21 protein-coding genes and 1 pseudogene are annotated in these 26,248 nt (G+C 68.6%); 11 read left to right on the top strand and 11 right to left on the bottom strand.

The annotated features are described in order from the left end of the window. Positions 1–36: 36 nt before the first annotated feature. Positions 37–2,094, top strand: coding sequence for a phosphate acetyltransferase (gene pta / locus FAB82_RS10005; protein WP_136534403.1), 2,058 nt, complete (start codon positions 37–39; stop codon positions 2,092–2,094). A gap of 3 nt (positions 2,095–2,097) precedes the next feature. Next, positions 2,098–3,282, top strand: a complete 1,185-nt coding sequence (locus FAB82_RS10000) for an acetate/propionate family kinase (protein WP_136534402.1) — start codon at positions 2,098–2,100, stop codon at positions 3,280–3,282. 103 nt (positions 3,283–3,385) lie between these two features. Here the strand turns inward: FAB82_RS10000 and FAB82_RS09995 are convergent, their stop codons facing one another. After that, positions 3,386–3,820, bottom strand: a complete 435-nt coding sequence (locus FAB82_RS09995) for an SsgA family sporulation/cell division regulator (RefSeq protein ID WP_136534401.1) — start codon at positions 3,818–3,820, stop codon at positions 3,386–3,388. Between the two features lie 380 nt (positions 3,821–4,200). Here FAB82_RS09995 and FAB82_RS09990 point away from each other — a divergent pair, with 380 nt between their 5' ends. Further along, entirely contained in the window at positions 4,201–4,869 is a 669-nt protein-coding gene (locus FAB82_RS09990) for an O-methyltransferase (protein ID WP_136534400.1), read from the top strand. 18 nt (positions 4,870–4,887) lie between these two features. Here the strand turns inward: FAB82_RS09990 and FAB82_RS09985 are convergent, their stop codons facing one another. Then, on the bottom strand, positions 4,888–5,691 hold the full coding sequence (locus tag FAB82_RS09985; protein WP_136534399.1) for an SDR family NAD(P)-dependent oxidoreductase: 804 nt from the start codon (positions 5,689–5,691) through the stop codon (positions 4,888–4,890). A gap of 184 nt (positions 5,692–5,875) precedes the next feature. On the opposite strand from FAB82_RS09985, the gene FAB82_RS09980 reads away from it, so the two are divergent. The 3 genes from FAB82_RS09980 (at position 5,876) to FAB82_RS09970 (ending at position 8,883) form a co-directional block, all read left to right on the top strand. After that, positions 5,876–7,108 (top strand): sensor histidine kinase, encoded by a 1,233-nt coding sequence (locus tag FAB82_RS09980; protein ID WP_168801519.1) that lies wholly within the window; start codon positions 5,876–5,878, stop codon positions 7,106–7,108. Positions 7,109–7,122: 14 nt separating this feature from the next. After that, on the top strand, positions 7,123–7,764 hold the full coding sequence (locus tag FAB82_RS09975) for a response regulator (RefSeq protein ID WP_136534397.1): 642 nt from the start codon (positions 7,123–7,125) through the stop codon (positions 7,762–7,764). 162 nt (positions 7,765–7,926) lie between these two features. Further along, positions 7,927–8,883, top strand: coding sequence for an acyl-CoA desaturase (locus FAB82_RS09970; protein WP_136534396.1), 957 nt, complete (start codon positions 7,927–7,929; stop codon positions 8,881–8,883). A gap of 87 nt (positions 8,884–8,970) precedes the next feature. Here the strand turns inward: FAB82_RS09970 and FAB82_RS09965 are convergent, their stop codons facing one another. The 3 genes from FAB82_RS09965 to FAB82_RS09955 form a co-directional block, all read right to left on the bottom strand. Then, positions 8,971–9,816 (bottom strand): alpha/beta hydrolase, encoded by an 846-nt coding sequence (locus FAB82_RS09965; protein ID WP_136534395.1) that lies wholly within the window; start codon positions 9,814–9,816, stop codon positions 8,971–8,973. A gap of 20 nt (positions 9,817–9,836) precedes the next feature. Further along, the gene (locus tag FAB82_RS09960) at positions 9,837–11,069 is read right to left on the bottom strand and encodes a right-handed parallel beta-helix repeat-containing protein (protein WP_136534394.1); all 1,233 of its coding nucleotides are present in this window, start codon (positions 11,067–11,069) and stop codon (positions 9,837–9,839) included. A 171-nt stretch (positions 11,070–11,240) separates the two neighbouring features. Then, positions 11,241–12,755 (bottom strand): helix-turn-helix transcriptional regulator, encoded by a 1,515-nt coding sequence (locus FAB82_RS09955; RefSeq protein ID WP_136534393.1) that lies wholly within the window; start codon positions 12,753–12,755, stop codon positions 11,241–11,243. Positions 12,756–12,891: 136 nt separating this feature from the next. On the opposite strand from FAB82_RS09955, the gene aceA reads away from it, so the two are divergent. Together aceA and aceB are read left to right on the top strand one after the other, a co-directional pair. Further along, entirely contained in the window at positions 12,892–14,196 is a 1,305-nt protein-coding gene (gene aceA, locus FAB82_RS09950; protein ID WP_136534392.1) for an isocitrate lyase, read from the top strand. Positions 14,197–14,310: 114 nt separating this feature from the next. Next, the gene (aceB, locus tag FAB82_RS09945; RefSeq protein WP_136534391.1) at positions 14,311–15,927 is read left to right on the top strand and encodes a malate synthase A; all 1,617 of its coding nucleotides are present in this window, start codon (positions 14,311–14,313) and stop codon (positions 15,925–15,927) included. Between the two features lie 54 nt (positions 15,928–15,981). Here the strand turns inward: aceB and FAB82_RS09940 are convergent, their stop codons facing one another. Together FAB82_RS09940 and FAB82_RS09935 are read right to left on the bottom strand one after the other, a co-directional pair. Beyond that, positions 15,982–16,968 (bottom strand): hypothetical protein, encoded by a 987-nt coding sequence (locus FAB82_RS09940; RefSeq protein ID WP_136534390.1) that lies wholly within the window; start codon positions 16,966–16,968, stop codon positions 15,982–15,984. Between the two features lie 84 nt (positions 16,969–17,052). Then, positions 17,053–17,760: a FadR/GntR family transcriptional regulator gene (locus tag FAB82_RS09935; RefSeq protein ID WP_136534389.1), complete on the bottom strand. Its 708-nt coding sequence runs from the start codon at positions 17,758–17,760 to the stop codon at positions 17,053–17,055. A 92-nt stretch (positions 17,761–17,852) separates the two neighbouring features. On the opposite strand from FAB82_RS09935, the gene FAB82_RS09930 reads away from it, so the two are divergent. Beyond that, positions 17,853–18,371, top strand: a complete 519-nt coding sequence (locus FAB82_RS09930; protein WP_136534388.1) for a gluconokinase — start codon at positions 17,853–17,855, stop codon at positions 18,369–18,371. Positions 18,372–18,416: 45 nt separating this feature from the next. Beyond that, positions 18,417–19,808: a GntP family permease gene (locus tag FAB82_RS09925; protein ID WP_136534387.1), complete on the top strand. Its 1,392-nt coding sequence runs from the start codon at positions 18,417–18,419 to the stop codon at positions 19,806–19,808. 86 nt (positions 19,809–19,894) lie between these two features. Here the strand turns inward: FAB82_RS09925 and FAB82_RS09920 are convergent. Next, positions 19,895–20,944, bottom strand: a pseudogene (locus FAB82_RS09920) (glycoside hydrolase family 43 protein); the annotation flags it as partial. Between the two features lie 323 nt (positions 20,945–21,267). Between FAB82_RS09920 and FAB82_RS09915 the strand changes: the two are divergent. Next, on the top strand, positions 21,268–21,738 hold the full coding sequence (locus FAB82_RS09915) for a VOC family protein (protein ID WP_136534385.1): 471 nt from the start codon (positions 21,268–21,270) through the stop codon (positions 21,736–21,738). Positions 21,739–21,763: 25 nt separating this feature from the next. Here the strand turns inward: FAB82_RS09915 and FAB82_RS09910 are convergent, their stop codons facing one another. The 3 genes from FAB82_RS09910 to FAB82_RS09900 form a co-directional block, all read right to left on the bottom strand. After that, positions 21,764–22,954: a M20 metallopeptidase family protein gene (locus FAB82_RS09910; RefSeq protein WP_136534384.1), complete on the bottom strand. Its 1,191-nt coding sequence runs from the start codon at positions 22,952–22,954 to the stop codon at positions 21,764–21,766. Between the two features lie 149 nt (positions 22,955–23,103). Further along, positions 23,104–24,903, bottom strand: a complete 1,800-nt coding sequence (locus FAB82_RS09905) for a bifunctional metallophosphatase/5'-nucleotidase (protein ID WP_136534383.1) — start codon at positions 24,901–24,903, stop codon at positions 23,104–23,106. A gap of 303 nt (positions 24,904–25,206) precedes the next feature. Then, positions 25,207–26,248: LacI family DNA-binding transcriptional regulator (locus tag FAB82_RS09900; RefSeq protein WP_211116494.1), on the bottom strand; the 1,042-nt coding region annotated here is incomplete at its 5' end.

Raw genomic sequence — 26,248 nt, 5'->3', positions numbered from 1 at the left:
CCTGCGCGGCGCCGTGGAGATGGATAGCGTTGGAACGTGGCCAAAAGTCTGTATCTCGCCAGTCTCGATACCAACAGCGGCAAATCGTCCGTGGCGTTCGGCGTCATGGACCTGCTCACCAAGCGCTCCGGCTCGGTGGCCGTGTTCCGCCCGGTGGTGCGCGATGAGCACACGGAGTCCGGGGACCCGGTCATCACGCTCCTGCGCGACTACTACCGCCTCACCGACCCCTATGAAGACAGCGTCGGCGTCACCTACGCGCAGGTCCGGGACGACGCCGAAACTGCGCTGAGCGACATCGTCGAGCGCTACCACGCCCTCGCCGACGATCACGACGTCGTCCTCGTCGTCGGCAGCGACTACTCCGATGTGGCCGCCAGCGTCGAGTTCAGCTTCAACACCCGCATCGCGGTCAACCTCGCCACCCCGATGCTGCTGGTCATCTCCGGCTTCAAGCAACGACCCGCCGACATCGACGCCGCGCTGCGCTTCGGCACCGCGCAGGCCGAGGCCGCCCACGCGACCGTCCTGGGCACCATCGTCAACCGCGTCGACCCCGCCGAGGGCGAGGAAGTCAAGGCCGCCCATCCCGACAGCGGCGTCATCCTCGACGAGCCCGCCATCGCCGCGCCCACCGTCGCCGAGCTCATCGCGGCCGCCGACGGCACCCTGATCTCCGGCGACACCGACGTCCTCACCCGCACCGTCGGCGACGTCGTCGTGGCCGCGATGACCCTCCCCAACCTGCTCACCCGCCTCGCCGACGACAAGGCCGTCATCCTTCCCGGCGACCGCTCCGAAGTCCTGCTCGGCCTCCTCGCCGCCCACCAGGCCGAAGGCATTCCGAGCCTCTCGGCGGTCTTCCTCACCGGCGGGCTGCGGCCCGAGGCGCAGATCATGAACATCGTCGCCGGGCTCGACTCGCGGCTGCCGATCATCCTGGTCGAGCACGACACCTTCGACATGGCCAACCTCGTCGGCGATGTCTCCGGCACCCTCGCCGCCGGCGGGGAGCGCAAGCTCGCGCTGGCCCTGGAGGGCTTCGCCGCCGGGGTCGACGGGAACGACCTGATGGACCGGCTGCGCCTGTCCGCGCCGTCGGTGGTCACCCCGATCATGTTCGAGCACTCGATGGTGGAGCGCGCCAAGCGGCTCGAGAAGCACATCGTGCTGCCCGAGGGCGCCGAGCCGCGCATCCTCAAAGCCGCCGAGATCCTGCTGCACCGTGGCGTCGCCCGTCTGACGCTGCTGGGCGAGGAGTCCGAGGTCCGCTCCCAGGCCGCGCAGCTGGGCGTCGACGTCTCGGGCGCGGGCATCCTCAACCCCGGCGACCACGAGATCCGAGAACGTTTCGCCAAGGAGTACGCGAATCTGCGCGCCCACAAGGGCGTGACCGTCGACGCCGCCTACGACACCGTCGCGGACGTGTCCTACTTCGGCACCATGATGGTCCACACCGGCATGGCCGACGGGATGGTCTCCGGCGCGGTCCACACCACCGCGCACACCATCCGGCCCTCGTTCGAGATCATCAAGACCCGGCCCGAGGTCGGCGTGGTCTCCTCGGTGTTCTTCATGTGCCTGGCCGACCGGGTGCTCGTCTACGGCGACTGCGCCGTCAATCCCAACCCCAATGCGGAGCAACTGGCGGACATCGCGCTATCCTCAGCGGATACCGCCACCGAGTTCGGCGTGGAACCTCGGGTGGCCATGCTCTCCTATTCCACCGGCACTTCGGGCCACGGCGAGGCCGTCGACAAGGTCAGGGAGGCCACCGAGATCGTCCGCTCCCGCAGGCCGGGCCTGCCGGTCGAGGGGCCGATCCAGTACGACGCCGCCGCCGACGCCGGCGTCGCGGGCACCAAGATGCCGGACTCGCAGGTCGCGGGGAAGGCGACCGTCTTCATCGTCCCCGACCTGAACACCGGCAACAATCTGTACAAGGCCGTGCAGCGCTCGGCCGGCGCCATCGCCGTCGGCCCGGTGCTCCAGGGGCTGCGCAAGCCCGTCAACGACCTGTCGCGCGGCGCCACCGTGCCCGACATCGTGAACACGGTCGCTTTGACCGCCATTCAAGCCGCAGAAAGGGACTAGTAAATGAGCGCACCGGTCCTGGTGATCAATTCCGGGTCGTCGTCCATCAAGTACCAGCTGATCGACGGCGAGACCCTGGTGGCTTCGACCTCGGGGCTGATCGAGAGGATCGGCCAGTCCGAGTCGACGATCACGCACAAGACCGGCGCCGAGAAGCACGTGTGGAACGAGCAGCTGCCCGACCACGCCGCCGGACTCGAAGCGCTGGTGACCGCCTTCGACGAGTTCGGGACGCCCCTGTCCAAGACCGGTCTGATCGCGGTGGCCCATCGCGTCGTCCACGGCGGCAGGCGCTTCGTGCAGCCGGTCGTCATCGATGACGAGGTCATGGCCGCGATCGGGGAGCTGTCCTCGCTCGCGCCGCTGCACAACCCGGCCAACCTGGAGGGCATCCAGGTGGCGCGCAAGCTCTTCCCGAAGCTGCCGCAGGTGGCCGTGTTCGACACCGCCTTCCACGCGACGGTCCCCGAGCGGGCGCACCTGTACGCCGTCCCCCAGGACTGGCGCTCCGAGCACGGGGTGCGCCGCTACGGCTTCCACGGCACCTCGCACGCCTACGTCTCCCGGCAGGCCGCCGCCGCGCTCGGCAAGAGCCCCAAGGAAGTCAACGTCATCGTCGCCCACCTCGGCAACGGCGCCTCGGTCTCCGCCGTCGAGCGGGGCCGCTCGATCGACACGTCCATGGGCCTGACTCCGCTCGAGGGCCTGGTGATGGGCACCCGCTCGGGCGACATCGACCCGGCGATCATCTTCCACATGCACCGTCAGACCGGTGCCTCCTTCGCCGACCTCGACTCGGCCCTGAACAAGGAGTCGGGGATGTACGCCCTGACCGGCCAGGTCGACATGCGCGCGATCGAGCAGGCGGCCACGGGCGGCGATCGCGACGCCGAAGTGGCCCTTGACGTCTACTGCTACCGGATCCGCAAGTACATCGGCTCCTACATCGCCGCGCTCGGCGGCGCCGACGCGATCGCGTTCACCGCCGGGGTGGGGGAGAACAGCCCCGAGGTGCGCGCCCGCGTCCTGGAGTCGCTGGTGGCCCTGGGCGTCAAGCTGGACGACGAGGCGAACGAGGCCGGCGGCCCGGTCATCTCCACGTCGGACTCGCCGATCACCGCGCTGGTCATCCCGACCAACGAGGAGGGCGAGATCGCCCGCCAGACGACGACCCTGCTCCGTTCCTGACTCAGGGGCGTCTGGTGGCGCCGGGGTGCCCGACAGAAATACCTCTGAACTTGACGAAGGGGCGGACCGGTTCGGTCCGCCCCTTCCTTGAAGTCCGGTTGTCTCAAACGCCCCCGGCGAGGAGTTTCGTGAGCGCCGTATCCAGGTCCACATGTCCCGATTCGCGGCCCCTGGGCACCAGGCTGTAGGCGCGTCTAAGGAATCGCTGCACCACGCCGCGATTGATCTCGAACAGCGCATTGCCGTCCGGAGAGGACAGTGCCAGCGCGACCGATTCGCCCCGGGGCGTGGTCCACGGCCATACGCGCACGTCGCCGATCCCGGTCGGCTCCTCCAGGCCCTTCGCGAGCAGCTCGCGCGAGAACGACCACGCGACCTGGTCGGAGTCGGTGCCGTCGGGATGGAACATGACGCAGACCGCGTACGGGTCTTCCGGGTCATAGCGCAGACTCGCCCGCACACTCACGGTCGCGAAATCGGGCGCGACGAGACGCATGGTGGTGCCGATGTCGACAGTTGCCGATCGTGCCATGCTCATAGCGATACCCCCCAGTGTGCGACCGCCTCCCCCGAAGTCGGTCGTCCTTCCATTCCATCGCCGCCCCGGATCGGGCCCGGTATCGCGGCGATGAATCGTCTGTGAATCAGGTCTATCATTCAAGCTCTTGCGTCGTACGATGATCTGCAAGACCGAGCGGGGCGCGTTCCCCCGATACGGGGGCAAAAACAGACAAAAGACCACGGTCAATTTTGCTGGAATGTAGTAATTACAACAACGTTCTTCATACTTTAGGGGTACTATTCGCGGGCTCTCTGCGAACTGTCGCAACGATTCGACGCCCTTAATTGGAAGTGACCGGTCTCCCGCGCGGGTGATAGCGTTCCATCGTAGTTCTCGAACTCCGCGAAGGGGACATCATGGGCCAAGCGCAATGGACCGCAGTCGACGCATTCCTCGACTCGCTCGTCGTCGGTGAGGACAAGGTGCTCTCAGGGGCCGTGGCCGCGAGCGAAAAGGCGGGCCTGCCCCCCATCCAGGTCTCCGCTTCCCAAGGCAAATTCCTGCACCTGCTGGCCAAGATCCAGGGCGCCAAGCGCATCCTCGAACTGGGGACGCTCGGCGGCTACAGCGCGATCTGGATGGCCCGGGCCCTGCCCTCCGACGGCCACCTCGTCAGCCTCGAATTCAGCCCCCGTCACGCCGAGGTCGCCAGCGCCAATGTCGCCCGCGCCGGACTGGTCGGAATCGTCGAAATCCAGGTCGGTCCCGCCCTGGAGAGCCTGCCGAAACTCGCCGAATCCGGCGTCGAGCCGTTCGACATGGTCTTCATCGACGCCGACAAGCTCAATTACCCCGCCTACCTCGATTGGGCCGTGAAGCTCTCGCGGCCCGGCGCCCTCATCGTCGCCGACAATGTGGTGCGCGGCGGAGCCGTGGCCGACTCGCTCAGCCGCGACCCGAACGTGCAGGGGGTGCGGGCCTACCTCGAAGCGGTGGCGGCGAACCCGCGGCTGGACGGGACCGTCATCCAGACCGTCGGCGTCAAGGGCTACGACGGACTCTCGATCGCCCGCCTGGACTCCTGAGGTCTCGACTCACGAATCTCAGCGCGGCTGGTGCTCGTCCAGGTAGTGCATGAACCGGCCCGTGACGCGGGTCCAGAATTTGCGCGGGCGCCTCGGTAGGACGTGCGCGCCGAGTTTGAAGCGCCAGTCGGGGACGATGTAACCGCGGTCGCGTTCCAGGGCCGCGAGGGATTGCGACACGACCGGCTCGGCGCGGCTGAGGGCCCAGCCGAGCTTGTCGCGGTTGTACTTGATGTCGTTGGACCCCGCGAAGCCGGTGCCGACCGGGCCCGGGCACACCGCCAGGACCTTCACGCCACTGCCGCGCAGCTCCGACCACAGCGCGAGGCTGTAATTGAGCACGTAGGCCTTCGAGGCGGCGTAGACGGCCATGTTCGGCAGCGGCTGGAAGCCCGCCATCGACGCGACATTGATGATCGCGCCCGAGCGTCGCCGGGTCATGCCGGGCAGGAAGCGGTTCACCAGGTCGGTCACCGCGACGACATTGATCATGACCTCGTCGTGCTCGTAACCTGCGTCCGCGGTGGCGGCGGGACCGAGCGTTCCGATGCCGGCATCGTTCACCAGCATCTCGACGGTGATGCCGCGCTCGGCGACGGCGGCGGCGACCCGCGCGCCCGCGTCCGGCTCCGCCAGGTCCTGCCCGATGACGGCGGTCTCGACATCGTGGGCGGACTCCAGTTCGGCGGCCAGCGCCTCCAGCCTGTCGCGGGAACGGGCGACCAGCGCGATGTCGTATCCCGCGCGCGCCAGCTGCCGGGCGAACTCCTCGCCGATGCCGGAGGAGGCGCCGGTGACCAGCGCCCAGCGTCGATCGACCATCCCGGCCCCCTTCCTTGAGAATCCCGCTCGCGCAACTCTAACCAGGCGCCCGCGATGCCGGTGTCGTGCGATCCACCATGCCAGAGCGTGGAATAACCCCAGGTAGGCTTGCAGTGTTATGTCGCTGCCACCATCAAATCCGATAACCAGGCTGACTCGTCGCCTAGCCCTGCCGGGCTGGTCGGTGCTCAGTTTCAGTCTGACGATCGTCGCCGGCGCGCTGCTGGCGGCCGCGCTCGTCACCGGCGCTCTCGTGGTCTTCTGGGTCGGCGTACCCATCGCCGTGTTCGTGCTCCTCGCCATCCGCGCCTGGGCCAACGCGCAGCGCCGCGTCATCGGCGGGCAGCTCGGCATCGTCATCCCCGCCCCCTACAAGCCCCGCGTCAAGGGCCGGCTCGACCAGCAGGCGCTTTCGATGGTCCGCGAGGCCGCGACGTGGCGCGACGTCGCCTGGCTCGCGATCGACGCGACCCTCGGCTTCATGGTCAACCTGCTCTACCTGAGCGTGTTCGGCATCGCCGTCTACTACCTGGTGCAGCCGCTGCTGCTGGCGACCGTGTTCCGGCACACCAGCAGCCCCGTCGTCAACAACTTCGGCTTCTACGACTTCGACACGGCCGCGAAGACCCTCATGCTGGTGCCGCTGGCGCTGGCCTGCGGCGTCGCCTGGTGGCGCTGGGGAGAGCTGCTGCTTCGCTGGTACTCGTACCTGGGCGTGGTGCTGCTGGGCCCGACCGCGAAGACGGTGCTGACGGCGCGGGTGAGCGAGCTTCGCGAGGCCCGCGACCAGACCGCCGACTACGCTGCCGCGGAGCTGCGCCGCATCGAGCGGGATCTCCACGACGGGGCGCAGGCGCGCATCGCCGCGCTGAGTCTGACCCTGGGGATGGCCGAGGAGTTGCTGCGCGATTCGAAGCCGGAGGAGGCGGCGAAGCTCGTCGGCGAGGCCCGCGGGGAGTGCTCGGCGGTGCTCACCGAGGTCCGCCAGCTGGTGCGCGGCATCCACCCGCCGGTCCTGGCCGACCGGGGTCTTTCCGGTGCGCTCCAGGCGATGTCGCTGGACCATCCGCTGCCGGTCACGGTGGTGGACCGGATTCCCGGCAAGCTGCCCCCGCCGGTCGAGGCCGCGGCCTACTTCGCGACCAACGAGATCCTCACGAACATCACCAAGCACGCCAGGGCCTCCAAGGTGTGCATCATCGTCGAGCACGTCGCCGGTGTCTTGACCATCGAGGTCACCGACGACGGCTGCGGCGGCGCCAAGGTCGCCCCCGGCGGCGGGCTGGACGGGGTGCGGCGGCGCCTGTCGGCCTTCGACGGGACCGTGGAGGTGTCCAGCCCCGAGGGCGGACCCACGGTCGTCACCATGTCCATCCCTGCCGCGGGCGGCCGGATCGCCGACCAAGTCGTTCTTTAAAGTTGAGGAGCACCATGGATGTCGTTCTCGCCGAGGACCACTCGCTGATGCGCGATGGCCTCACCAGGATGCTCGAGGCCCACGACTGCACCGTGGTCGAGGCGGTCGACAATGGCCCGTCGCTGACGGCGGCGCTGCTCAAGCACAGACCGGACATCGCCGTGGTCGACATTCGGCTGCCCCCGACGTTCAAGGACGAGGGACTGCGCGCCGCCATCGAGGCCCGCCGCACCATCTCGGGCCTGCCGATTCTGGTGCTGTCGCAGTACGTCGAGCAGTTGTATGCGCGCGAACTGCTGGGCGACCGGCGCGGCGCCGTGGGCTACCTGCTCAAGGACCGGGTCTCGAATGTCAGCGAGTTCATCGAGGCGCTGCGGCGCGTGGCCGCCGGCGGCACGGCGATGGACCCGGAGGTCGTGGCGAGCCTGCTCGGCAAGCAGCAGAACCGGCTCGACGCGTTGACCGCCCGCGAACTGGAGGTGCTCGGTCTCATGGCCGAGGGCCGCACCAATGCCGCGATCGCCGCGCAGTTGTTCATCACGGAGAAGGCCGTCGGCAAGCATTCCGCGAACGTCTTCCGCAAGCTCGGACTCGGCCAGTCCGAGGACGACAACCGCCGCGTCCTGGCCGTCCTCGCCTACCTCGACGGCAACTAGGCCGCCGCCAGGGGCGCCGCATCCGGTTGGAACCCACACCCCCTAGACCCCCTACTTGCAGGGGGGCAATGTCGTCCGAGATGCACCGTTCCGGCCCCGTGCGCCGGCGCCCCGTCGCGACGAGTATGGAGGCGTGAGACGAATCGGATGCTAGGGAGTGCGATGACGGTAGTGGCGGACGCGAAGATACCGGTCCAGACGAAGGCCGGGGCCAAGCCCGTGATGGGCGAGCGCCGCGACGCGGGACGCCAGTCGCTGGTCTACCTCTTCTTGATCGTGCCGATGGCCGCGTTGGCCGCCGCGGTTCCGATCGCCTGGACGACCGGGCTGCTCAGCTGGACCGATGTGTGGCTCTCCATCGGCTTCTACGCGTTCACCCTCCACGGCGTCACCGTCGGGTACCACCGGCTGTTCACTCACAGCTCGTTCCGCCCCAACCGGCCGGTGAAGATCGCCCTGGCGATCCTCGGCAGTATGTCGGTGCAGGGGCCGGTCATCAACTGGGTGGCCGACCACCGCCGTCACCACGCCTTCTCCGACAAGGAGGGCGACCCGCACTCGCCGTGGCGGTACGGTACATCGATCTGGGCTCTCACCAGGGGCTTCTGGCACGCGCACATGGGGTGGATGTTCGAGCGCGAGAACACCACCAACCAGGAGCGCTACGTTCCCGACCTGCTGCGGGACAGGGACCTCGTCGCGATTGACAAACTGTTCTGGCTGTGGACGGTGCTGACGTTCTTCCTGCCGGCCGTCCTCGGCGGGCTCATCACCATGTCGTGGGCGGGCGCGCTGACGGCGTTCTTCTGGGCCTCGCTGGTCCGCGTCTCGGCGCTGCACCACGCGACGTGGTCGACCAACTCGATCTGCCACATGATCGGGGAGCGGCCGTTCAAGAGCCGCGACAAGGCCGCGAACTTCTGGCCCCTGGCGCTGCTGTCGGGCGGCGAGTCGTGGCACAACTCCCACCACGCCGATCAGTCCTGTGCCCGCCACGGCGTCAAGCGCGGTCAGATCGACACTTCGGCGCGCATCATCTGGTTCCTGGAGAAGGCCAAGTGGGTCTCGCACGTCAAGTGGCCCACTCCGGAGCGGCTGGCAAGGCTCGCCAACGACTGACGACGACGCGAATCGCCCCGGCGGACCTCTCACCGAGGTCCGCCGGGGCGATGTCGTTTCCAGGCCAACGAGGCCGGGCGGTGTTCGCTAAGCCAGTCCCGCTAGCAGCCGGGCCGCCTTCTCCGGGTGGACCAGGAAACCCACGTGGCCGCTGTCGAGCGAGTGGACGTTGAAGCGGTTGTCCGGGGTGAGGGCGTCCGCCTCCTTGATGAAGCGGTCCTGGAGCGGGGCCGGGAGGGAGGTGTCGCCGGTCAGGCGGATGAACGTGCGGGGGATGCGCCCCCAGGTGTCGGCCTGGGCCCGGTCGTCGGGGCCGCCCGCGTCCAGGCTCTCGTCGGGTTCGAGGGTGTTCAGGAACGTCCGGAACTCGTCGTCCGTGCCCTCGGGGAGCATGGACTTCTTCAGGATCGACAGCAGGCCGCTGTCGGCGGTGCGCCAGTTCATGCGCAGCGCGCCCAGCTCCATCGGATTGGTGGCCAGCACGGCGGCCGTTTCGCCCAGCACGCTGGAGGCGGCCTCGGGCTCCGCCATGTACTCCTGCGGCTGCTTCTCGACGCAGCACCAGGCCGAGACGTAGACCATGTGGTCGAGCAGCTCGGGCGAGGTGTTCCCGACTGCGGTCAGGGTGATTCCGCCCCGGCTGTGGGCCAAGGCGATCACCGGTCCGTGCTCGCGGACCCGGCGCAGGATTCCGGTTACATGCTCGACATTGTCGGCGAGCGTCTTGCCCGCCGCATTGGAGGGAGCGGAGGCGAGCTCGCCGGGATCCTGCGGGGCCTGATAGGACACCGGGAAGGTGGCTCCGAATCCGTGCCCCGGCAGGTCTACCGCGAGGGACCGGTGCCCGAGCAGCGCGAGTTCGCGCTGGAGCGGGGCGAAGGAGAACGAGTTGGCGTTGGAGCCGTGGATGAGCACGAACGTCGGTTGTTTCATAGAGGAATCCTCGCATTAACCTAGCCGAAGTCGGCTCCGAGGTCGGGATGGTCGGTGGGACGCAGGAAGTCCGTGGCCGGGATCGAGCCGTCCGCCTCGCGCGGCCCGGTCAGTTCGGCCGGATCGGTCGAGGCCAGGTCGGCGTCGCTCCAGTCGTCGGCCAGGTCCCAGGAGTTGCCCGAGCCGGTCGAGGAGCCGAGCGCGACCGGGACCGCATTGCCCACGGCCAGATTGGCGTGGAGGGTCGAGGTCGAGGCGTCGAAGTCGAAGCCGGTCTCCTCGTTGGCCCAGGCGGTGCCGCGCTCGATCGAGAGGTTGCCGGGATTGCCGTTGTCGGTGAAGCCGTGCTGGGAGTTCTCGAACGCGACGGAGTTCTCCACGATGTGGTCGGCCGCCGGGTCGGTGTCCTCGCCGCCGCCTCCCATCTTGAAGCCATTGCCGTCGCCCTGGTAATCGGGCAGGTCCCAGCGGTTGTAGCCGTTGCCCCAGGCGGCCGAGTTCTGGATCGTGATGGGGGACAGGAACTCCCAGGCGTCGAAGCCGTCGTCGGAGTTGTCCCACAGGCGGGCGCCGATGACGGTATTGCCCTCGCCCGAGCCCTCCTTGATGGCCAGACCGTCGGCGCTCTCGCCGTTCTTGCGCGGGTCCCGGTTGCCGTAGGCGTCGAGGTCCTGGACGAGGTTGTTCGAGGAGGCGCCCTGGATGTGCAGGCCCGACTCGTAGTTGTCGCGGGTGGTCAGTCCGTCGTAGACGTTGCCGTTGGAGTCGAGCGCGAAGATCGCGTAGGGGCCGTTGATGATCTCCAGGTCCTCGAACACCCAGTGATCGCCCTCGATGTGGAACGCGCCCCGTTCGGCGCGCGGGATGGAGCCGTCGAGTGGAGCGGGGGTGTGGGGCATGTTCTCGCCGTCGATGATCACCTGCTCGCCCTCGAAGGGGCGCATGGTGATCGGGGCTTCGGCGGTGCCGTCGGAGAGGATCTGGACATTGGTCTCGGGGTCGTAGGTGCCCTCGCGGATCTGGATGACGGTGCCCGGTTCGGCCAGATCGACAGCGGCCTGGATGGTCTGGAGCGGGGCCTCGACGGTGCCGGGGTTCGCGTCGTCCCCGTCCGTGGCGACGGTGAGGGTGGAGTCCTGCTCCGCGGAGGGTTCGTCGGCCCAGGCCAGCGCGGTGGCGGTGACGGCGATGCCGGTCGCGGCGGTCAGGGCCACCGCGCCGAGGGCGCGGCGGGCGGATCGGTTCGGTTGCATGGAAGGTGCCTCTCGGTTGTGCCGGTGCCGATTGGAAAGCGTTTGTGCAAACGCTTGTCGGCCACCGTATCCACAGCCGGGGCATAAAGTCAAGAATGTCAATATATGCCCGCGGTGGGCGATCGCCGTTCGGCGACGTTCGCGGCTCCTGCCCAATCCGCGACCACCCGCCTAGTGCTGAGAGTGCTTCTCCAGGAACTGGTAGACCTCCGTCTCGTCCACCCCCGGGAACGAACCCGGCGGCATGGCCGCCAGCTGGGAGGAGTTCGCCCTGGCCGTGGGCCACGCCTGGCCCGCCCACTGCTCGGCCAGTTCGCGCGGAGGCCTGCGGCAGCACTCCGGGTCCGGGCAGCGCGAGACCGAGCGGGCCTGGGTCTCCTTGCCGCGGAACCACTTCGCGGACTCGTACGGCACGCCGATCGACAGCGAGAACTCCCCGTCCGGGCCCCGCTCGGTGCGGGCCGTGCACCAGTAGGTGCCGGTGGCCGTGTCGGTGTACTGGTTGAACGCCGAGAACTTGTCGAGCACGTCGAAGACCTGGCGGCTGGTCCAGTTGCGGCAGATCGGCTGGCCCTCGATCGCGCCGGTCGCGTCGGTCGGGAAGGCCACGTCGTCGTTCTCGTAGGCCTTGAAGATGATCCCCGATTTGTGTACCTTCTGGAAGTGGGTCCGGATGCCCAGGTGGTGCGTGGCCAGGTTCGTGAACCGGTGCGCGGCGGCCTCATAGGACACCGCGAAGTTGTCCCGCAGGTCCTCCACTGCGATCTCCTTCTCGCCCATGGCCTGCCGCAGGTGCTCGACCGCGCTGGATTCGGGAATGAGCAGGGCCGCGGCCAGGTAGTTCGCGGTCACGCGCTGGCTCAGGAACTCCAGGTAGGTCTGGGGGACCTCGTGGCGCAGGATGTGGCTGGCGAGGGCTTGGAGCAGCACCATGCGCGGGTCGTGGGAGCTGGACTTGTTCTGCGTCAGGTAGATCCGCCGATTGCGCAGGTCGGTGACCGAGCGGGTGGAGTGCGGCAGGTCGTCGACGTGGTGGAGGGTGAACCTGAGGTAGGCGGCCAGCGCGGCGATCTGGTGCTGGGACAGGGGACCGGACTCGTATTCGACATGCGCGAGGAGCGAGCGGGCCTCGGCCTCGATCTCGCCGAAGTAGTTGTCCTTCTCTCGCATCCGCCGGCGCAGTTCGGTATTGGCCCGCCGCGCCTCCTCGGGGGTCGCGGTGTGGAGGTTGACCTGCCGGTCGACCTCGTGGTGGAGGCCGACGAGCGCTTCGAGCGCCTCGGTGGGGAGCCGCGAGGAGGGCTTGACGGCGGGCAGTCCGAGCGACGCGTACTGCGCGCTGCGCTGCGCCCGTTCGAGCTCGATCTCAAGGGCCACGCGGCGGTTGGGCGGGTCGGCGCCCAGCAGCTGGTCGGAGGTCACCCCGAGCTCGCGCGCCAGGGCCCGCAACATCGAGAGCTTCGGTTCGCGCTTGCCGTTCTCGATCAGCGACAGCTGCGAGGCCGCCGTGCCGACGGCCTCGCCGAGCTGGTCGAGGCTCAATTCGCGCTGCTTGCGCAGGTGCCTGATCTGCTTGCCCAGGCTGATGAGGTCGATCGCGGTGTCGGCCGCGGCCGCCAGTTCGGCCGCCTCGGCCGCGCCCCACGGCCGGTGCTCGGCGGCTTCGGATGGAGATTGCTTTGCCATTTCTTCATTATTAGCGAAGAACGGCCGTTCTTTCCACAGCAAATGGCTTTCTTTCGCTTGATCAAGGTGAAAGATTTCTATTACCTGCAAGTAACCGCCGTTCTGTGGGACGGCCCGCGCGACCGAGGAGCAGACGATGTCCGAATCAAGCAGCGACCCCAACTTCGCCGCCGAGCGCCTGGCGGCCACCTGGGCCACCCACCCGCGCTGGGAGGGCACCGCCCGTGACTACCGGCCCGAGGACGTGGTCCGTCTGCGGGGCCGCGTCACCGAGGAGCACACCCTGGCCCGCCGCGGGGCCGAGAGGCTCTGGATGCAGTTGAACGACGACCGTGCCACCGGCGGCTACACGGCCGCGCTCGGCGCGCTCACCGGCAACCAGGCCGTCGAACAGGTCAAGGCCGGGCTTCGCGCGATCTACCTGTCCGGCTGGCAGGTCGCCGCCGACGCCAACGTGGCCGGCCAGACCTATCCCGACCAGTCGCTCTACCCGGCCAACTCGGTTCCGCAGGTGGTGCGCCGCATCAATAACGCGCTCATGCGGGCCGACCAGATTGAGTCCGCCGAGGGCGTCCAGTCCGTCGACGACTGGCTGGTGCCGATCGTCGCCGATGCCGAGGCCGGCTTCGGCGGCCCGCTCAACGCCTACGAGCTCATGAAGGGAATGATCAACTCCGGCGCCGCCGCCGTCCACTGGGAGGACCAGCTCGCCTCCGAGAAGAAGTGCGGGCACCTGGGCGGCAAGGTCCTCATCCCGACCTCGCAGCACGTGCGGACGCTCAATGCCGCGCGGCTGGCCGCCGACGTCGAGAACGTCCCGACCCTCATCATCGCCCGCACCGACGCCGAGGCCGCCACGCTGCTGACCTCCGATGTCGACGAGAGGGACGAGGAGTTCCTGACCGGCGAGCGGACCGCCGAAGGCTACTACCGGGTCCGGGGTGGCCTGGAGCCGTGCATCGCCCGCGCCAAGGCCTACGCGCCGTACTCCGATCTGCTGTGGATGGAGACCGGCACGCCCGACCTGGAGACTGCCCAGGCCTTCGCCGAGGCCGTCAAGGCCGAGTACCCGGACCAGATGCTCGCCTACAACTGCTCGCCCTCGTTCAACTGGCGCCGTCACCTCGACGACGACACCATCGCGAAGTTCCAGCGCGAGCTCGGCTCGATGGGCTTCACCTTCCAGTTCATCACGCTCGCGGGCTTCCACGCGCTCAACTACTCGATGTTCGACCTGGCCCACGGCTACGCCCGCGAGGGCATGAGCGCCTATGTGGACCTCCAGGAGCGCGAGTTCGCCGCCGAGGACCGCGGGTACACGGCGACGAAGCATCAGCGAGAGGTCGGCACCGGCTACTTCGACCACGTGACGTCCGCGCTCAACCCCGAAGGCTCGACGCTCGCCCTGGCGGGATCGACCGAGGCCGGACAATTTGTCTGAGACGACAGGGCCGCAGCCACTGAGGTCGGGCATTTTGTCCGCGCTAACAGCGACGCTGCCCCGCCGCGGCCATTACCATTCATCCGACGACCACCTCTCCATTAGGAGGCTGCAATGAGTTCAACCGTCGAAGCCCGCACCGGCGAGGCCGTGGCCGTCACCGCAGCGGCAGTCGAGCGACAGGAGGAGATCCTGACTCCCGAGGCGCTGGCGTTCCTCGCCGAGCTGCACCGGGCCTTCGTCGGCCGCCGTCAGGAGCTGCTGCAGCGCCGGCAGGAGCGGCGCGGCAGGATCTCCAACGGGGTCGACCCCGACTTCCTGCCCGAGACAGCCGAGGTCCGCGACGACTTCTCCTGGTCCGTCGCGCCGCTCGCTCCGGGCCTGGAGGACCGCCGCGTCGAGATCACCGGCCCGTGCGATCGGAAGATGACGATCAACGCCCTCAACTCGGGCGCGAAGTGCTGGATGGCCGACCTGGAGGACTCCTCGACCCCCAGCTGGTCCAATGTCATCGGCGGCCAGGTGAACCTGATCGACGCGATCGAGCGGCGCATCGACTTCACCGCGGACAACGGCAAGGAATACCGCCTGGGCGGCCAGGCCCTGACTGACCTGCCGACGATCATCGTGCGCCCCCGTGGCTGGCACCTGCCCGAGCGGCACCTCCAGATCGATGGCGTCCCGATCGCCGGCAGCCTGGTCGACTTCGGGCTCTACTTCTTCCACAACGCCAAGCGGCTCATCGAACTCGGGCGCGGGCCGTACTTCTACCTGCCCAAGCTCGAATCGCATCTCGAGGCGCGGCTGTGGAACGACGTGTTCGTCCTGGCCCAGGACCTGCTCGGCATCCCCCAGGGGACCATCCGGGCCACCGTCCTGATCGAGACCATCACCGCCGCATTCGAGATGGAGGAGATCCTCTACGAACTGCGGGTCCACTCCTCGGGGCTCAACGCGGGCCGCTGGGACTACATCTTCTCGGTGATCAAGAACTTCCGCGAGCGGGGCCCGAGGTTCGTCCTGCCCGACCGCGACCGTGTCACCATGACCGCGCCGTTCATGCGCGCCTACACCGAGCTGCTGGTGCGAACCTGCCACCGCCGCAGCGCCTCCGCCATCGGCGGCATGGCCGCGTTCATTCCGAGCCGACGCGACCCCGAGGCCAATGAGGTGGCGATGGGGAAGGTCCGGGCGGACAAGACCCGCGAGGCCGGCGACGGCTTCGACGGCTCCTGGGTGGCCCACCCCGACCTCGTCCCGGTCGCGATGGCGGTCTTCGACGAGGCCCTGGGCGGCGTCCCCAACCAGATCGAGCGGCTCCGCGAGGACGTCGTGCCCGACGCGGCGGCGCTGCTCGATGTCGCCGGGACCGAAGGGGACATCACCGAGCGCGGGATCCGCGCCAATGTGGAGGTCGGCGTCCGCTATATCGAGTCCTGGCTGCGGGGCAACGGCGCGGCCGCCATCAACAACCTGATGGAGGACGCCGCGACCGCCGAGATCTCCCGTTCCCAGATCTGGCAGTGGATCAACTCCGAGGCCCGCACCGACACCGGCCGCACCATCACGCGTGAGTGGGTGGGCACCCTCGTGGAGGAGGAGTTCGGCGCTCTCGACCGGTTCGAGGGCGACCGCTTCGACGACGCGAAGGAGGTCTTCACCGAAGTCGCACTCGGCGAGGACTACCCAACCTTCCTCACCCTCCCGGCCTACGCACGCTTCTTGTGCTGAGGCTTCCAAGGCGACCCCCGGAATGCTGGCGCTCCGGGGGTCGCCTTTTGCCCTTTAACGATGCCGCTGTGCGGCGCTGTGGAGCCTTCGCATCGACCTGATCGCCGAGCGGACCTCCTGGAGATAGGCGCTGGCGGTGTACTCCTGGCGCAGATGGGGTTCGGGGGCCGAGGCGTGGTCGACGCCGACGGTGTCGATGCCGCATCCGTGGGGCAGTCCCATGTGGGCGATGGCCTCGCAGTGCTGGAACGGCACGAACGGCGCCGAGGTGACGACCAGGATGCGATCGCCCGGAACGAGCCCCGCGACCCGGTCGGCCCAGAACCGGCAGGTGTCGACGGTGTCGGCCCGGCGCCGTTCGGGCTGCGAGGACGGCGCCGCGATCACGTGGACCGTGCGGCCCTCCGAGGCGTACGCGGCCACCTGCCAGGCCCGTTCGGGCTCGCGGTGCGGATCACCGCCGATCTCGACCTCGGGCTCGGCGGCGATCCCGAAGGCGCGCTTGAGTCCCGCGGCCATGGCGTCGACCTCGAAGCGGCCGCAGTCCAGACCGGTCCGAGCGGCGGACTCGACCTCCGCCTCCGTCAGCGGCCGGAACCCGCCCACCCCGGTCACCCGGTCGGCGGTGACGCCCGACTTCAGCAGCCGCGCGGCGAAGTCGGCGCGCAGCAGGCAGGAGCCGGCAAGACCGCCCAGCACCAGCACATGGGTATAGCGCTCCCAATTAGGACTCGCGATGCCGCCCAGTCCGAGCGCCCGCGCGGCCGCCCGAACTTCGGCCTCGCACGGCGCGGACAGCTCCTTCGCGCGAGTCTCGAAGCGCTCCCGACCGGCCCGGAAGTCCCAGTGCTCGGCCGAGAACGCGTCGAGGTAGTCCAGATAGGAATCCGGGTCGCGGCCCAGCGGGTCACCGCCGAACGCGTTCACCAAATGCCGGAGCGCATCTGAACCTATCCACGCGGTGATGTCCGCTATCAGGGACTGGGGTGCGGTCTCGGGCCCGTCGTAGCGGGGGAGCGGAACCGGGTCGAACTCGGGCATGGCTGTCCGATCTGGATGACGAACCGGGGTGCGGTTCTGATGCAGTTGTGAGCCATGTTAAGTCGTGACGGATTGTACTGGGATTCACGACGGAAGTACCGCTGTGCGCACTTCTGCGAGGAGCTTGCGCATCGCGTCCTCGGCGTCGGCGGCCCGTCCGGCGGCCACCGCCTCCGCGACGGCCTCGTGCAGGTCCAGCGCCTCGGGGACCGGCTGGTGCGGCATCAGGCCCAGCTGGGTCCGCCCGCGCAGCACCGATCCGACCACGTTGGACAGAGCGGCGAACATCTCGTTGCCCCCCGCCCGCAGTAGAAGTGTGTGGAACTCGACGTCGGCCTCCATGAACTCGGTCAGTTCGGCGGCCTCACCGAGCTTGCGCAGGCTCGTCGCCAGCTCCACGACCCGTGAGCGCTCCGCGGCCGAGGCCCCCCGGGCCGCGGAGGCGGCGGCGAGCGGCTCGACGGCGATGCGCAGCTCCGTCAGCGAACGCAGCTGGGCGTCGCGGTCCGAGCCCGACAGGCGCCACCAGATCACCCTGGGGTCGAAGACATTCCACTCCTCGCGGGGTCGCACCGTGATCCCGACGCGCCGCCGCGACTGGACCAGGCACATCGACTCCAGCACCCGCATGGCTTCGCGCGCGACGGTGCGGGAGACCCCGAAGCGCTCGCCGATCCCGTCCAGCGTCAGGACGTGGCCGGCGGGCAGCTCTCCGCACGTGATCTCCATGCCGATGGTCTCCAGGACCGGATCGTGGAGTCCTGTGCCGATCGGCCGTCCGCTGTCGCTCATGTCTGAATGCTATCCGGACCGTGTTGCAGCCGGGTTTTAATGGTGCTACCTTTTCCGAGCAAAGATAGTACCTTTCGAGGAGGAGGGGTCGAATGACCACGACCTGCCTGGTGGTGATGGGCGTTTCGGGCTCGGGCAAGAGCACCGTCGCCCGGGAACTCGCCGACCGGCTCGGCTGGCAGATGGCCGAGGCCGACGAGTTCCACCCCGAAGCCAATATCGCCAAGATGCGGGCGGGCACCCCCCTCACCGACGACGACCGCGAGCCCTGGCTGCGGAAGTTGCGGGACTGGATCACCGAGCACGACGAGCACGGCGAGGACACCGTCGTCGCCTGCTCGGCACTCAAGCGCCGGTACCGCGACCTCCTCCGCGAGTCCACCGCCCGGGTGCGGTTCGTCCACCTCAGCGGCACCGGCCAAGTGATCGGCGACCGGCTCGCCGAGCGCAGCGACCACTTCATGCCGCCGGGCCTGCTGGGGTCCCAGTTCGATGCCCTCGAACCCCTCGCCGACGACGAGGACGGGACCGCCGTGGATGTCAGCGGCACCCCCGAGCAGATCACCGACACCGCCCTGCGGGCGCTAGGCCTGCAAGAGGACGCGCGCTAACCCATCGGCGCCCGTCCGCCCGTAAAGCAAAGGAGCTTTGCCTCAATGGAAACCGAATGGACCCAGACCCTGGGTACCGGGCCGCTGCTCGGCATCGCGGCCGCCGCGATCGCCGTGCTGCTGTTCCTCATCATCAAGCTGCGCGTGCACGCCTTCCTGGCGCTCATCACCGTCAGCATCGCCACCGCCTTCGCGGCCCAGATCCCGGCCGAGTTCATCCTTCCGACCCTCTCCGAGGGCTTCGGGACGACGCTCGCCAGCGTCGCCATCCTGGTCGGCCTCGGCGCCATGCTCGGCAGACTCGTGGAGGCCTCCGGCGGCGCCCAAGCTCTCACCGACGCGCTCATCCGGCGCTTCGGCGAGAAGCGCGCCCCGCTCGCCCTCGGCGTCGCCTCGCTGATCTTCGGCTTCCCGATCTTCTTCGACGCCGGGCTCATCGTCATGCTGCCCATCGTCTTCGCGGTCGCGCGACGGCTCGGCGGGGGCGTCCTCCTGTACGCCCTCCCCGTCGCGGGCGCGTTCTCCGTCATGCACATCTACGTGCCCCCGCACCCCGGACCGGTCTCCGCCACCGGCCTGCTCGGCGCGGACATCGGCCTCGTCGTGGCCCTCGGCCTCCTCGTCGCCATCCCCACCTGGTACCTCTCCAGCTACCTGTTCGGCCTGTGGGCCGGCAGGCGCATCGTCCTGCCCGTCCCCGACATCCTCTCGGGCGGCCCGCAGGTCGATGAGAAGGAGAACCCGCCGAAGGCCGGGACCATCGTCGCGATGCTCCTGCTCCCGCTGGTCATGATCTTCGCCGACACCGGCCTCAATGCCGCCGGCTCCGCCGGCTGGGTCGACGACGAGGCCACCTGGTTCTGGGTCGCCCGGACTCTCGGCTCGACCACCGTCGCGCTCCTGGTCACCGTGTTCGTCGCCAGCTACGTCCTCGGCACCCGCCGCGGCAAGACCCGCGAGACCATCGACGACCTGCTCAACAAGGCCCTCGCCCCGGTCTGCGCGATCATCCTCATCACCGGCGCCGGCGGCATGTTCGGCGGCGTCCTGCGCGGCAGCGGCATCGGCGACGCGCTCTCCGACGCCCTCGAGGGCATCGGACTGCCGGTCATCGTGGCCGCCTTCGTCATCGCCACCGCGCTGCGCATCGCCCAGGGCTCGGCGACCGTCGCGCTCATCACCGCCGCGGGCCTGGTCCAGCCGCTGGTGGCCGACGCCGGCTACAACGGCGTCGAACTCGCCGCGGTCGTGCTCGCGCTGGCCGCCGGTTCGGTGATGACCAGCCACGTCAACGACTCCGGCTTCTGGCTGGTCGGCCGGTTCCTTGAGATGGACGTCAAGACGACGCTCAAGACGTGGACGGTCCTGGAGACCCTGGTCGGAGTCATCGGCTTCGGCCTGGCGAGCGTGATCTTCGTGGTCGCCGGAGCGGCATAGGAAACGTCAAGCGGCGGGGGAGCGCCCGGCAAGGCCATTCGGTCCTGCCGGGCGTTCCTTTGTCTCGTCCGCTAATCGACGTCGGCGTAGACCTCCGTCAGCGCCTCGTACTCATCCGCCGTGATCGGCAGGACGGTGCCGTGGCGCGGGCTCGCCGGGAGGTCGTAGTCCGACGCCGGGGTCCACTCGCCGCTGGAGAGGTCGGTGGTCTCGAAGGGGACATAGCCCCGGCCGCCGTACTCGTCGATGAACAGGTACCACTTCTCCTCGGTGCTGGACTTGAACACCAGCGGGCCCTCGCCCTGGTTGATGGATCCGGAGCCGATGCACTCGGTCTGGAAGTCCCATTCGGTGTTCGTCAGCGAGGTCGAGGTCTCAGACATGATGAACTTGCCGCAAGAGGTGCCGCTGCGCTCGTCCTTGGTGTAGCGGTAATAGGTCCCGTCATCCTCGATGAGGGTCGAGTCGATGGTGGAGTAGCCCTTGTCGACCCACACCTGCGGCTGCGAGAAGTTCACGAAGTCGGTGGTCGTGGCGTACATCATCCGGTTGTACGTGTCTTCGGAGTGGTCCTCGGTCTCATAGAGCTTCGAGGCCCAGAAGACGACGAAGGCGTTCTGCTCCGGGTCCCAGTAGGCCTCGGGCGCCCAGGTATTGCCGGCCGATTCGGGCGAGACCTGGACGAGGCGACCCTCGCCCCAATCGACGAGGTTCTCCGATTCCCACACCATGATCGAGAGGCTGCCGTGGCGCTGCGCGCCGTCCCAGTCGCCATTGCCGTGGATCTTCAGGTCGGTGGCGATGAGGTAGAACTTGTCACCCTCGGGGGCCCGGATGATGAACGGGTCGCGCACCCCCTGCTCGCCCTGGGTGGAGGTGAGCACCGGCTGGCCGCCGTTGAGCTCGGTGAAGGAGGTCGGGTTCTCGCCGTCGCTGAGCGCGAAGTAGACCTGCTCGCCGTCGGCGCTGCCCTCGCCGGTGAAGTAGGTGAAGAGGTAGCCGCCGGTCTGGCTGGCCTGGGGGCCGTCATCATCCGGCTCGGCGGCCTGGGAGGGCAGCGTGGTGAGCAGGCTCGCCGTGGCGAGGGCGGCCACGGCCGCGAGCGCGATGAGCTTCGGGCGCTTCAGTTTTCGCATGTTCGCTCCAATGCGTTCGAATGGCGGAGCGGTGGCCGCGCGCATTGCCGGGGACGTGCGCGAACACCTTCCAACAAAGTTACAGACATAGAAACATCGATGTCCAGGGTGGGTAGCGATTTGCCCGAGTTGCCCTGGAAAACGGCGCGCTATAGCCATCGACCGGCAGGTCTGACGTCATCCATCCGTGGCCACGCCGGCGCGAAAGCGGTAGAGCGCTTTCCTGCCCGGTCGGCTGCGCCCTGCCGGTCCTGATGGTTTTCTGGAAAAGACGCCGCGGCCCAGACCCGGCGCACCGTCCAATCGACCAAGGAGGAACAGCCATGCCAGAAGTGCAACCGATCCCCACCGACTCTCCGCGAGTAATGCCCTACCTCTTCATCGACGGCGCCACCGACGCCATCGAGTTCTACAAGAGCGTGCTCGGGGCCGAGGAGCGGATGCGGATGGAAGCGCCGGGAGGCAAGGTCGGCCATGCCGAGCTCAAACTCGGTGAATCGGTCGTCATGATGGCCGACGAATTCCCCGACATGGGGGCGATCGGCCCCAAGAACGTCGGAGGCACGTCGGTCATGCTCCACGTCTATGTCGAGGACGTCGACGCCGTCTTCGCATCGGCGCTGGCCTCCGGCGCCAAGCAGTTGCAAGAGGTCAAGAACGAGTTCTACGGCGACCGGATAGGAACCTTCGAGGACCCCTGGGGTCACCGCTGGAGCGTCGCCTCACACGTCGAGGACGTGCCGCCTGAGGAGATGCAGCGGCGAATGGAGAAGGCGACAGCCGAGATGAGCTGACCCGAATCCGGACTCTGCGCGGTGATCAGCCGCGATTCATGCGGCGGACCGCCAGTTCCGCCAGCAGCGCCGCGCCGTCGGCCAGGACGCTGTCGTCGAAGGCGGCCCGCGGCGAGTGGTTCGAGGCCGCCTCGGCGGGGTCGTCCTGGACGGTGGCGCCGTAGAACAGGTACGAACCCGGCACGGCCTCCAGCACCCGAGAGAAGTCCTCCGAGCCCATGACGGGATCGGGCATCTCGGTGTAGCGCTCGGAGCCGAACAGGTCGGCCACGGTCTCGGCCACGAAGGCGGCCTCGTCGGCATTGTTGACCGTCGCGGGGTACTCGCGGTCGAACCGCACCTCGGCGGTGAGGCCGTGGGCGGTCGCGATGTCCTCGGCGAGCCTCACCGACTCCTTTTCGACCTGCGTGAGGGCCGCCTCGGAGAAGGTTCGGACGGTGGCCTCGAACCTGGCGTTGTCGGGGATGATGTTGTACCGCGTCCCGGCGTGGAAGGTGCCCACGGTGATCACGATCGGCTCGAACACCGAGAACCTGCGCGTGATCAGGTTCTGGAGCGCCGTGACGATCTCGGCGGCGACCGGGATCGGGTCGAGCGTGGCCTGCGGGCGCGAGCCGTGTCCGCCCTTGCCGATGACGTTCACGAACAGTCCCGAGGACGCGGCCATCATCGGGCCGGGCCTGGTGGTGAAGACCCCGCGCGGCACCATGTCCGAGAGGACGTGCAGCCCGTAGGCGGCGTCGACCTGGCGGCCCGCCGCTTCGAGCACGCCCTCGGCGATCATGTGCCCGGCCCCGTCATCGCCCTCTTCGCCGGGCTGGAACATGAACACGACGTCCCCGGCGAGCTCGGACTGGTGGGCGCTGAGCAGCCTCGCGGCGCCGACGAGGCCGGCGGTGTGCAGGTCGTGGCCGCAGGCGTGCATGGTCCCGACGTGCCCGGAGACGAAGTCCACCTCGGTCTCCTCGGTGACCGGCAGGGCGTCCATGTCCCCGCGCAGCAGCACGGCCGGACCGCGCTTACCGCCGCGCAGTACCGCCGTCACCGACGTCGAGTTCGTCCCGGTGCTGATCTCCAGCGGCAGGCCCTCGAGCGCTTCGAGCACGGCCGCCTGCGTCTCGGGCAGGTGGAGGCCGATCTCGGGGATCCGGTGCAGCGCTCGCCGCAGCGCGATCAGCTCGGGGGCGATCGCGGCGGCCTCTTCGCGAAGGTTCATTTGCGCTCCTGGGCGTCTTTAGCGGCATCGTCGAAACGGGGTCGGTTCCCGGCAATAGTGCCACGCCGACTAGCCGACCGGTAGGTAGCGTCCCGCGAATACAAAAGGCCCGCCCGGACCTAGTGGGCCGGGCGGGCCTCGGCTCGCCGTTACGCGAATTCGATCGGGGTGCCCTCGCGGGTGAGGAACCAGTCCGACGAGGCGAAGTCGGCCGGATCCAGCACGCCCTTGGCGGTCGCCCACTCGATGATCCGGGTGCGGATCTCGATCGACTCGCTCCACAGCTCCTCGGCATCGGCCACGTGCGGGAACGCGCCGCCGCCATTGGCGCGGTAGTTGTTCACCGCCAGCACGAACTGCTGCGCGTCGTCCACCTCGGCGCCCTCGAACTGGAGGTTCACGATGCGCGAACCCGCCGCCTGGGCGATGTCGATCTCGTAGGTCAGCCCCGAGACGTAGTCGTAGTTGTAGTCGGGCTTGCCGCCCGCATTGGTGATCGCGTCGGGGGTGACCGCCGCGTCGGGTGCCGTCTGTACGTAGTACTCCGCGGAGTACTCCAGGTAGGCCCGGACCTGCGCGCCCGTCAGCAGCTTCGCGACCAGGGTGTTGTCGTAGATGTACAGGCCCGACAGGGCCCGGATCGTCACGTCGCCGGCGGGGATCTTCGAGGTCCGCGAGAACGGCGAGGCCTGCGCCAGCACCGGCAGCTGGGCGTACTCGGTGCCCGCCAGGGCGTTCGCGACCGTCTCGGCCTGCACCGTCGTGATCAGGTCGATGATCGGCGCGTCGGTGTAGCGGGCGGCGACGGTGTCCAGGTCCTCGGTCGCCTGGCCCACCACCTGATTGACGTAGGTGACGACCTCGTTGTGCTCGTCGGAGAGGATCTCGGTGATGCGCGGGTCGTCCTCGACGCTGTTCGAGTTGAGGATCGTCGCCCCGGCCGACTCGACCTTCCAGCAGCCCCGCTTCCACTCCAGCTCGAAGTCGAACCGGGTCAGGCGCTGGCCGTGGAAGTGCGGTTCGGAGATGACCACGGTGCCGCCGTCGGGGCCGGTGACCAGTTCCTCCTCGATCTCGATGTGCGCGTGGCCCACCAGGATCGCGTCGATCCCGGCGACCTGCTCGGCCACCAGCTTCGAGGCGTTCTCGATCGCGGGCACGACCTCGGGGTCGTAGGCCGAGGTGCCGGAGGTACCGGAGTGGGCCGAGACGATGACGACGTCGGCGCCCATCTCGCGCAGCTTCGGCACCCAGTACGCGGCCTGCGATTCCAGGCTCGGGAACTCCAGCACGCCCTCCACATAGGCCTTGTCCCAGATCTGGACGCCGGGCGTGCACAGGCCCAGAATCGCGACCTTGACATCGCGGCCGTGAGGGGCATCGAGCTTGACGAAGTGGTACGGCGGGAAGGCCGGCTCGCCCGTGGCGGTCTCGATGACATTGGCGCCCAGGAGCGGGAAGTCCAGCTGCGACTCGAAGACGCGCAGCGTGTCCAGGCCGTAGTTGAACTCGTGGTTGCCCAGCGCGGCGGCGTCGAAGCCGATCTCGTTCATGGCCTGCGCTATCGGGTGGACCGGCCCGGCCGCACCGGTGATGGGGTCGACGCGGGCGTAGTAGTAGGCCAGGGGCGTGCCCTGGATGGTGTCGCCGGCGTCGATGAGGATGGTGTTCTCGCGGCCCTCCTCCTCGCGGATCCGCTTCACCAGCGTGGCGATGCGCGAGAGGCCCTTGGCGTTGCCGTTCGCGTCGGAGTACTCGGCGTCGGCGAAGTAGTCCCAATTGAAGACGTGACCGTGGAGGTCGGTGGTGCCCAGGACGGTGAACGAGTACCGCTTGGACTGGCGCCGGTCGGACTCGGCGGACGCGGGGGAGGCGGCGGCCAACGCGGCGCCCGCGCCGGCGGCGGCCGCCGCTGAGGTGGAGAGGAGGGATCGGCGGTCGAGTGGCATGGCGGGGTTGCTCCTTACGCAGAACCGGGGTTTGCGAGGAGTATTCCACTCAGTCCCCGAATTCATCCCATGACCCCGTCTCAAGCGACGCCTGTCGATGTCCCTAATGCCGGGAATGCTGGATGGGTGGTCGCCGATTGCGCAGGAGCATTGCCCGGTCTATTTTTCCGCTCCCGTTGTTATCGAACGTCCGTTTACAACTTTCGGTAGGCGGACGTTCGGCCGCCGCGGGAGCGGAAAAATATCCTCGGGCACTGCGGACCTCCCCAATCGGCGACCACCCATCCGGTCCCACAAGGACTCTCAGCGGGTGGTTTCGCGAGCCATGATCGCGTAGGGGGCGGTGTGCTGGGTAGCTTCGCGGTCCGGATCGGCGATCCGGGCCGCCACCAGTTCCACGGCCTTGGCGGCCATCCACTGGTGGTCGGGCGCCACGGTCGACAGCGAAGGGGTCATGTAGGCGGCCTCGGGGATATCGTCGAATCCGATGAGCCGCACCTGGTCCGGGACCCGCACGCCCTTGTCGGCGAGGCCCCGCAGCACGCCCTGGGCGACCGTGTCGGTCACCGCGACGACGCCGTCGACGGCCGCTCCGGCCTCGGCCAGCCGGTGTCCGGCGGCGCGGCCGCCCTCGAGGTCCCAACCCGGGGCGGTCACCCGCAGCGCCGGGTCCGGGGTGAGGCCGTGGCGCTCCAACGCGGACAGGTAGCCCTTGTAACGGCGAGAGGAGGCGTTCGTGTCCTCGTCGCCGGAGGCGCCGGTCACGATCGCGATCTTGCGGCATCCGGCCTCGACCAGGTGGCCGGTGGCGGCCTCGGTGCCCTCCTCGTTGGGCATCATGACGTGGTCGATGCTCATGCCGAGATCCTGCTCTCCGAGCATGACCAGCGGCAGGTCGCCGCTCGGCAGGCGCCAGGTGCGGGGGTCGAACCCGACGGCCGAGAGGATGAGGCCGTCGAACTGGAGCCGGTGGGACTGGGCGATCGCGTCGAGCTCACCCGCGATGGCGGCGCCGGTCTGCTCGACGGCGACGTGGAAGCCGCGCCGGTCGGCCTCGGCGATCACCTGGGCGGCGAGCAGTCCGAAGTAGGGCCGGTCGACCTCGGGAACCGCCAGTCCGATGACCCCGGTGCGCCCCGACTTGAGGGTCCGGGCCGAGACGTTGAGCCGGTAGCCGGACTTGCGGATCGCCTTGAGCACCCGCTCGCGGACCTCGCCCGAGACGCCGGGCCGGTCGTTGACGACGTTCGAGACGGTCATCTTCGAGACGCCGGCGAGCTCGGCCACGTCGCTCATAGTCACGGTGCCGCGAGCCACGAATCCCCTGTTCCATTGCTGCTGATCG

This window comes from Glycomyces buryatensis (assembly GCF_004912275.1).
GTDB lineage: Bacteria > Actinomycetota > Actinomycetes > Mycobacteriales > Micromonosporaceae > Glycomyces > Glycomyces buryatensis.
The sequence above is the reverse complement of the archived record's forward strand: the minus strand, read 5'-3'. Positions and strand labels throughout refer to the sequence as shown.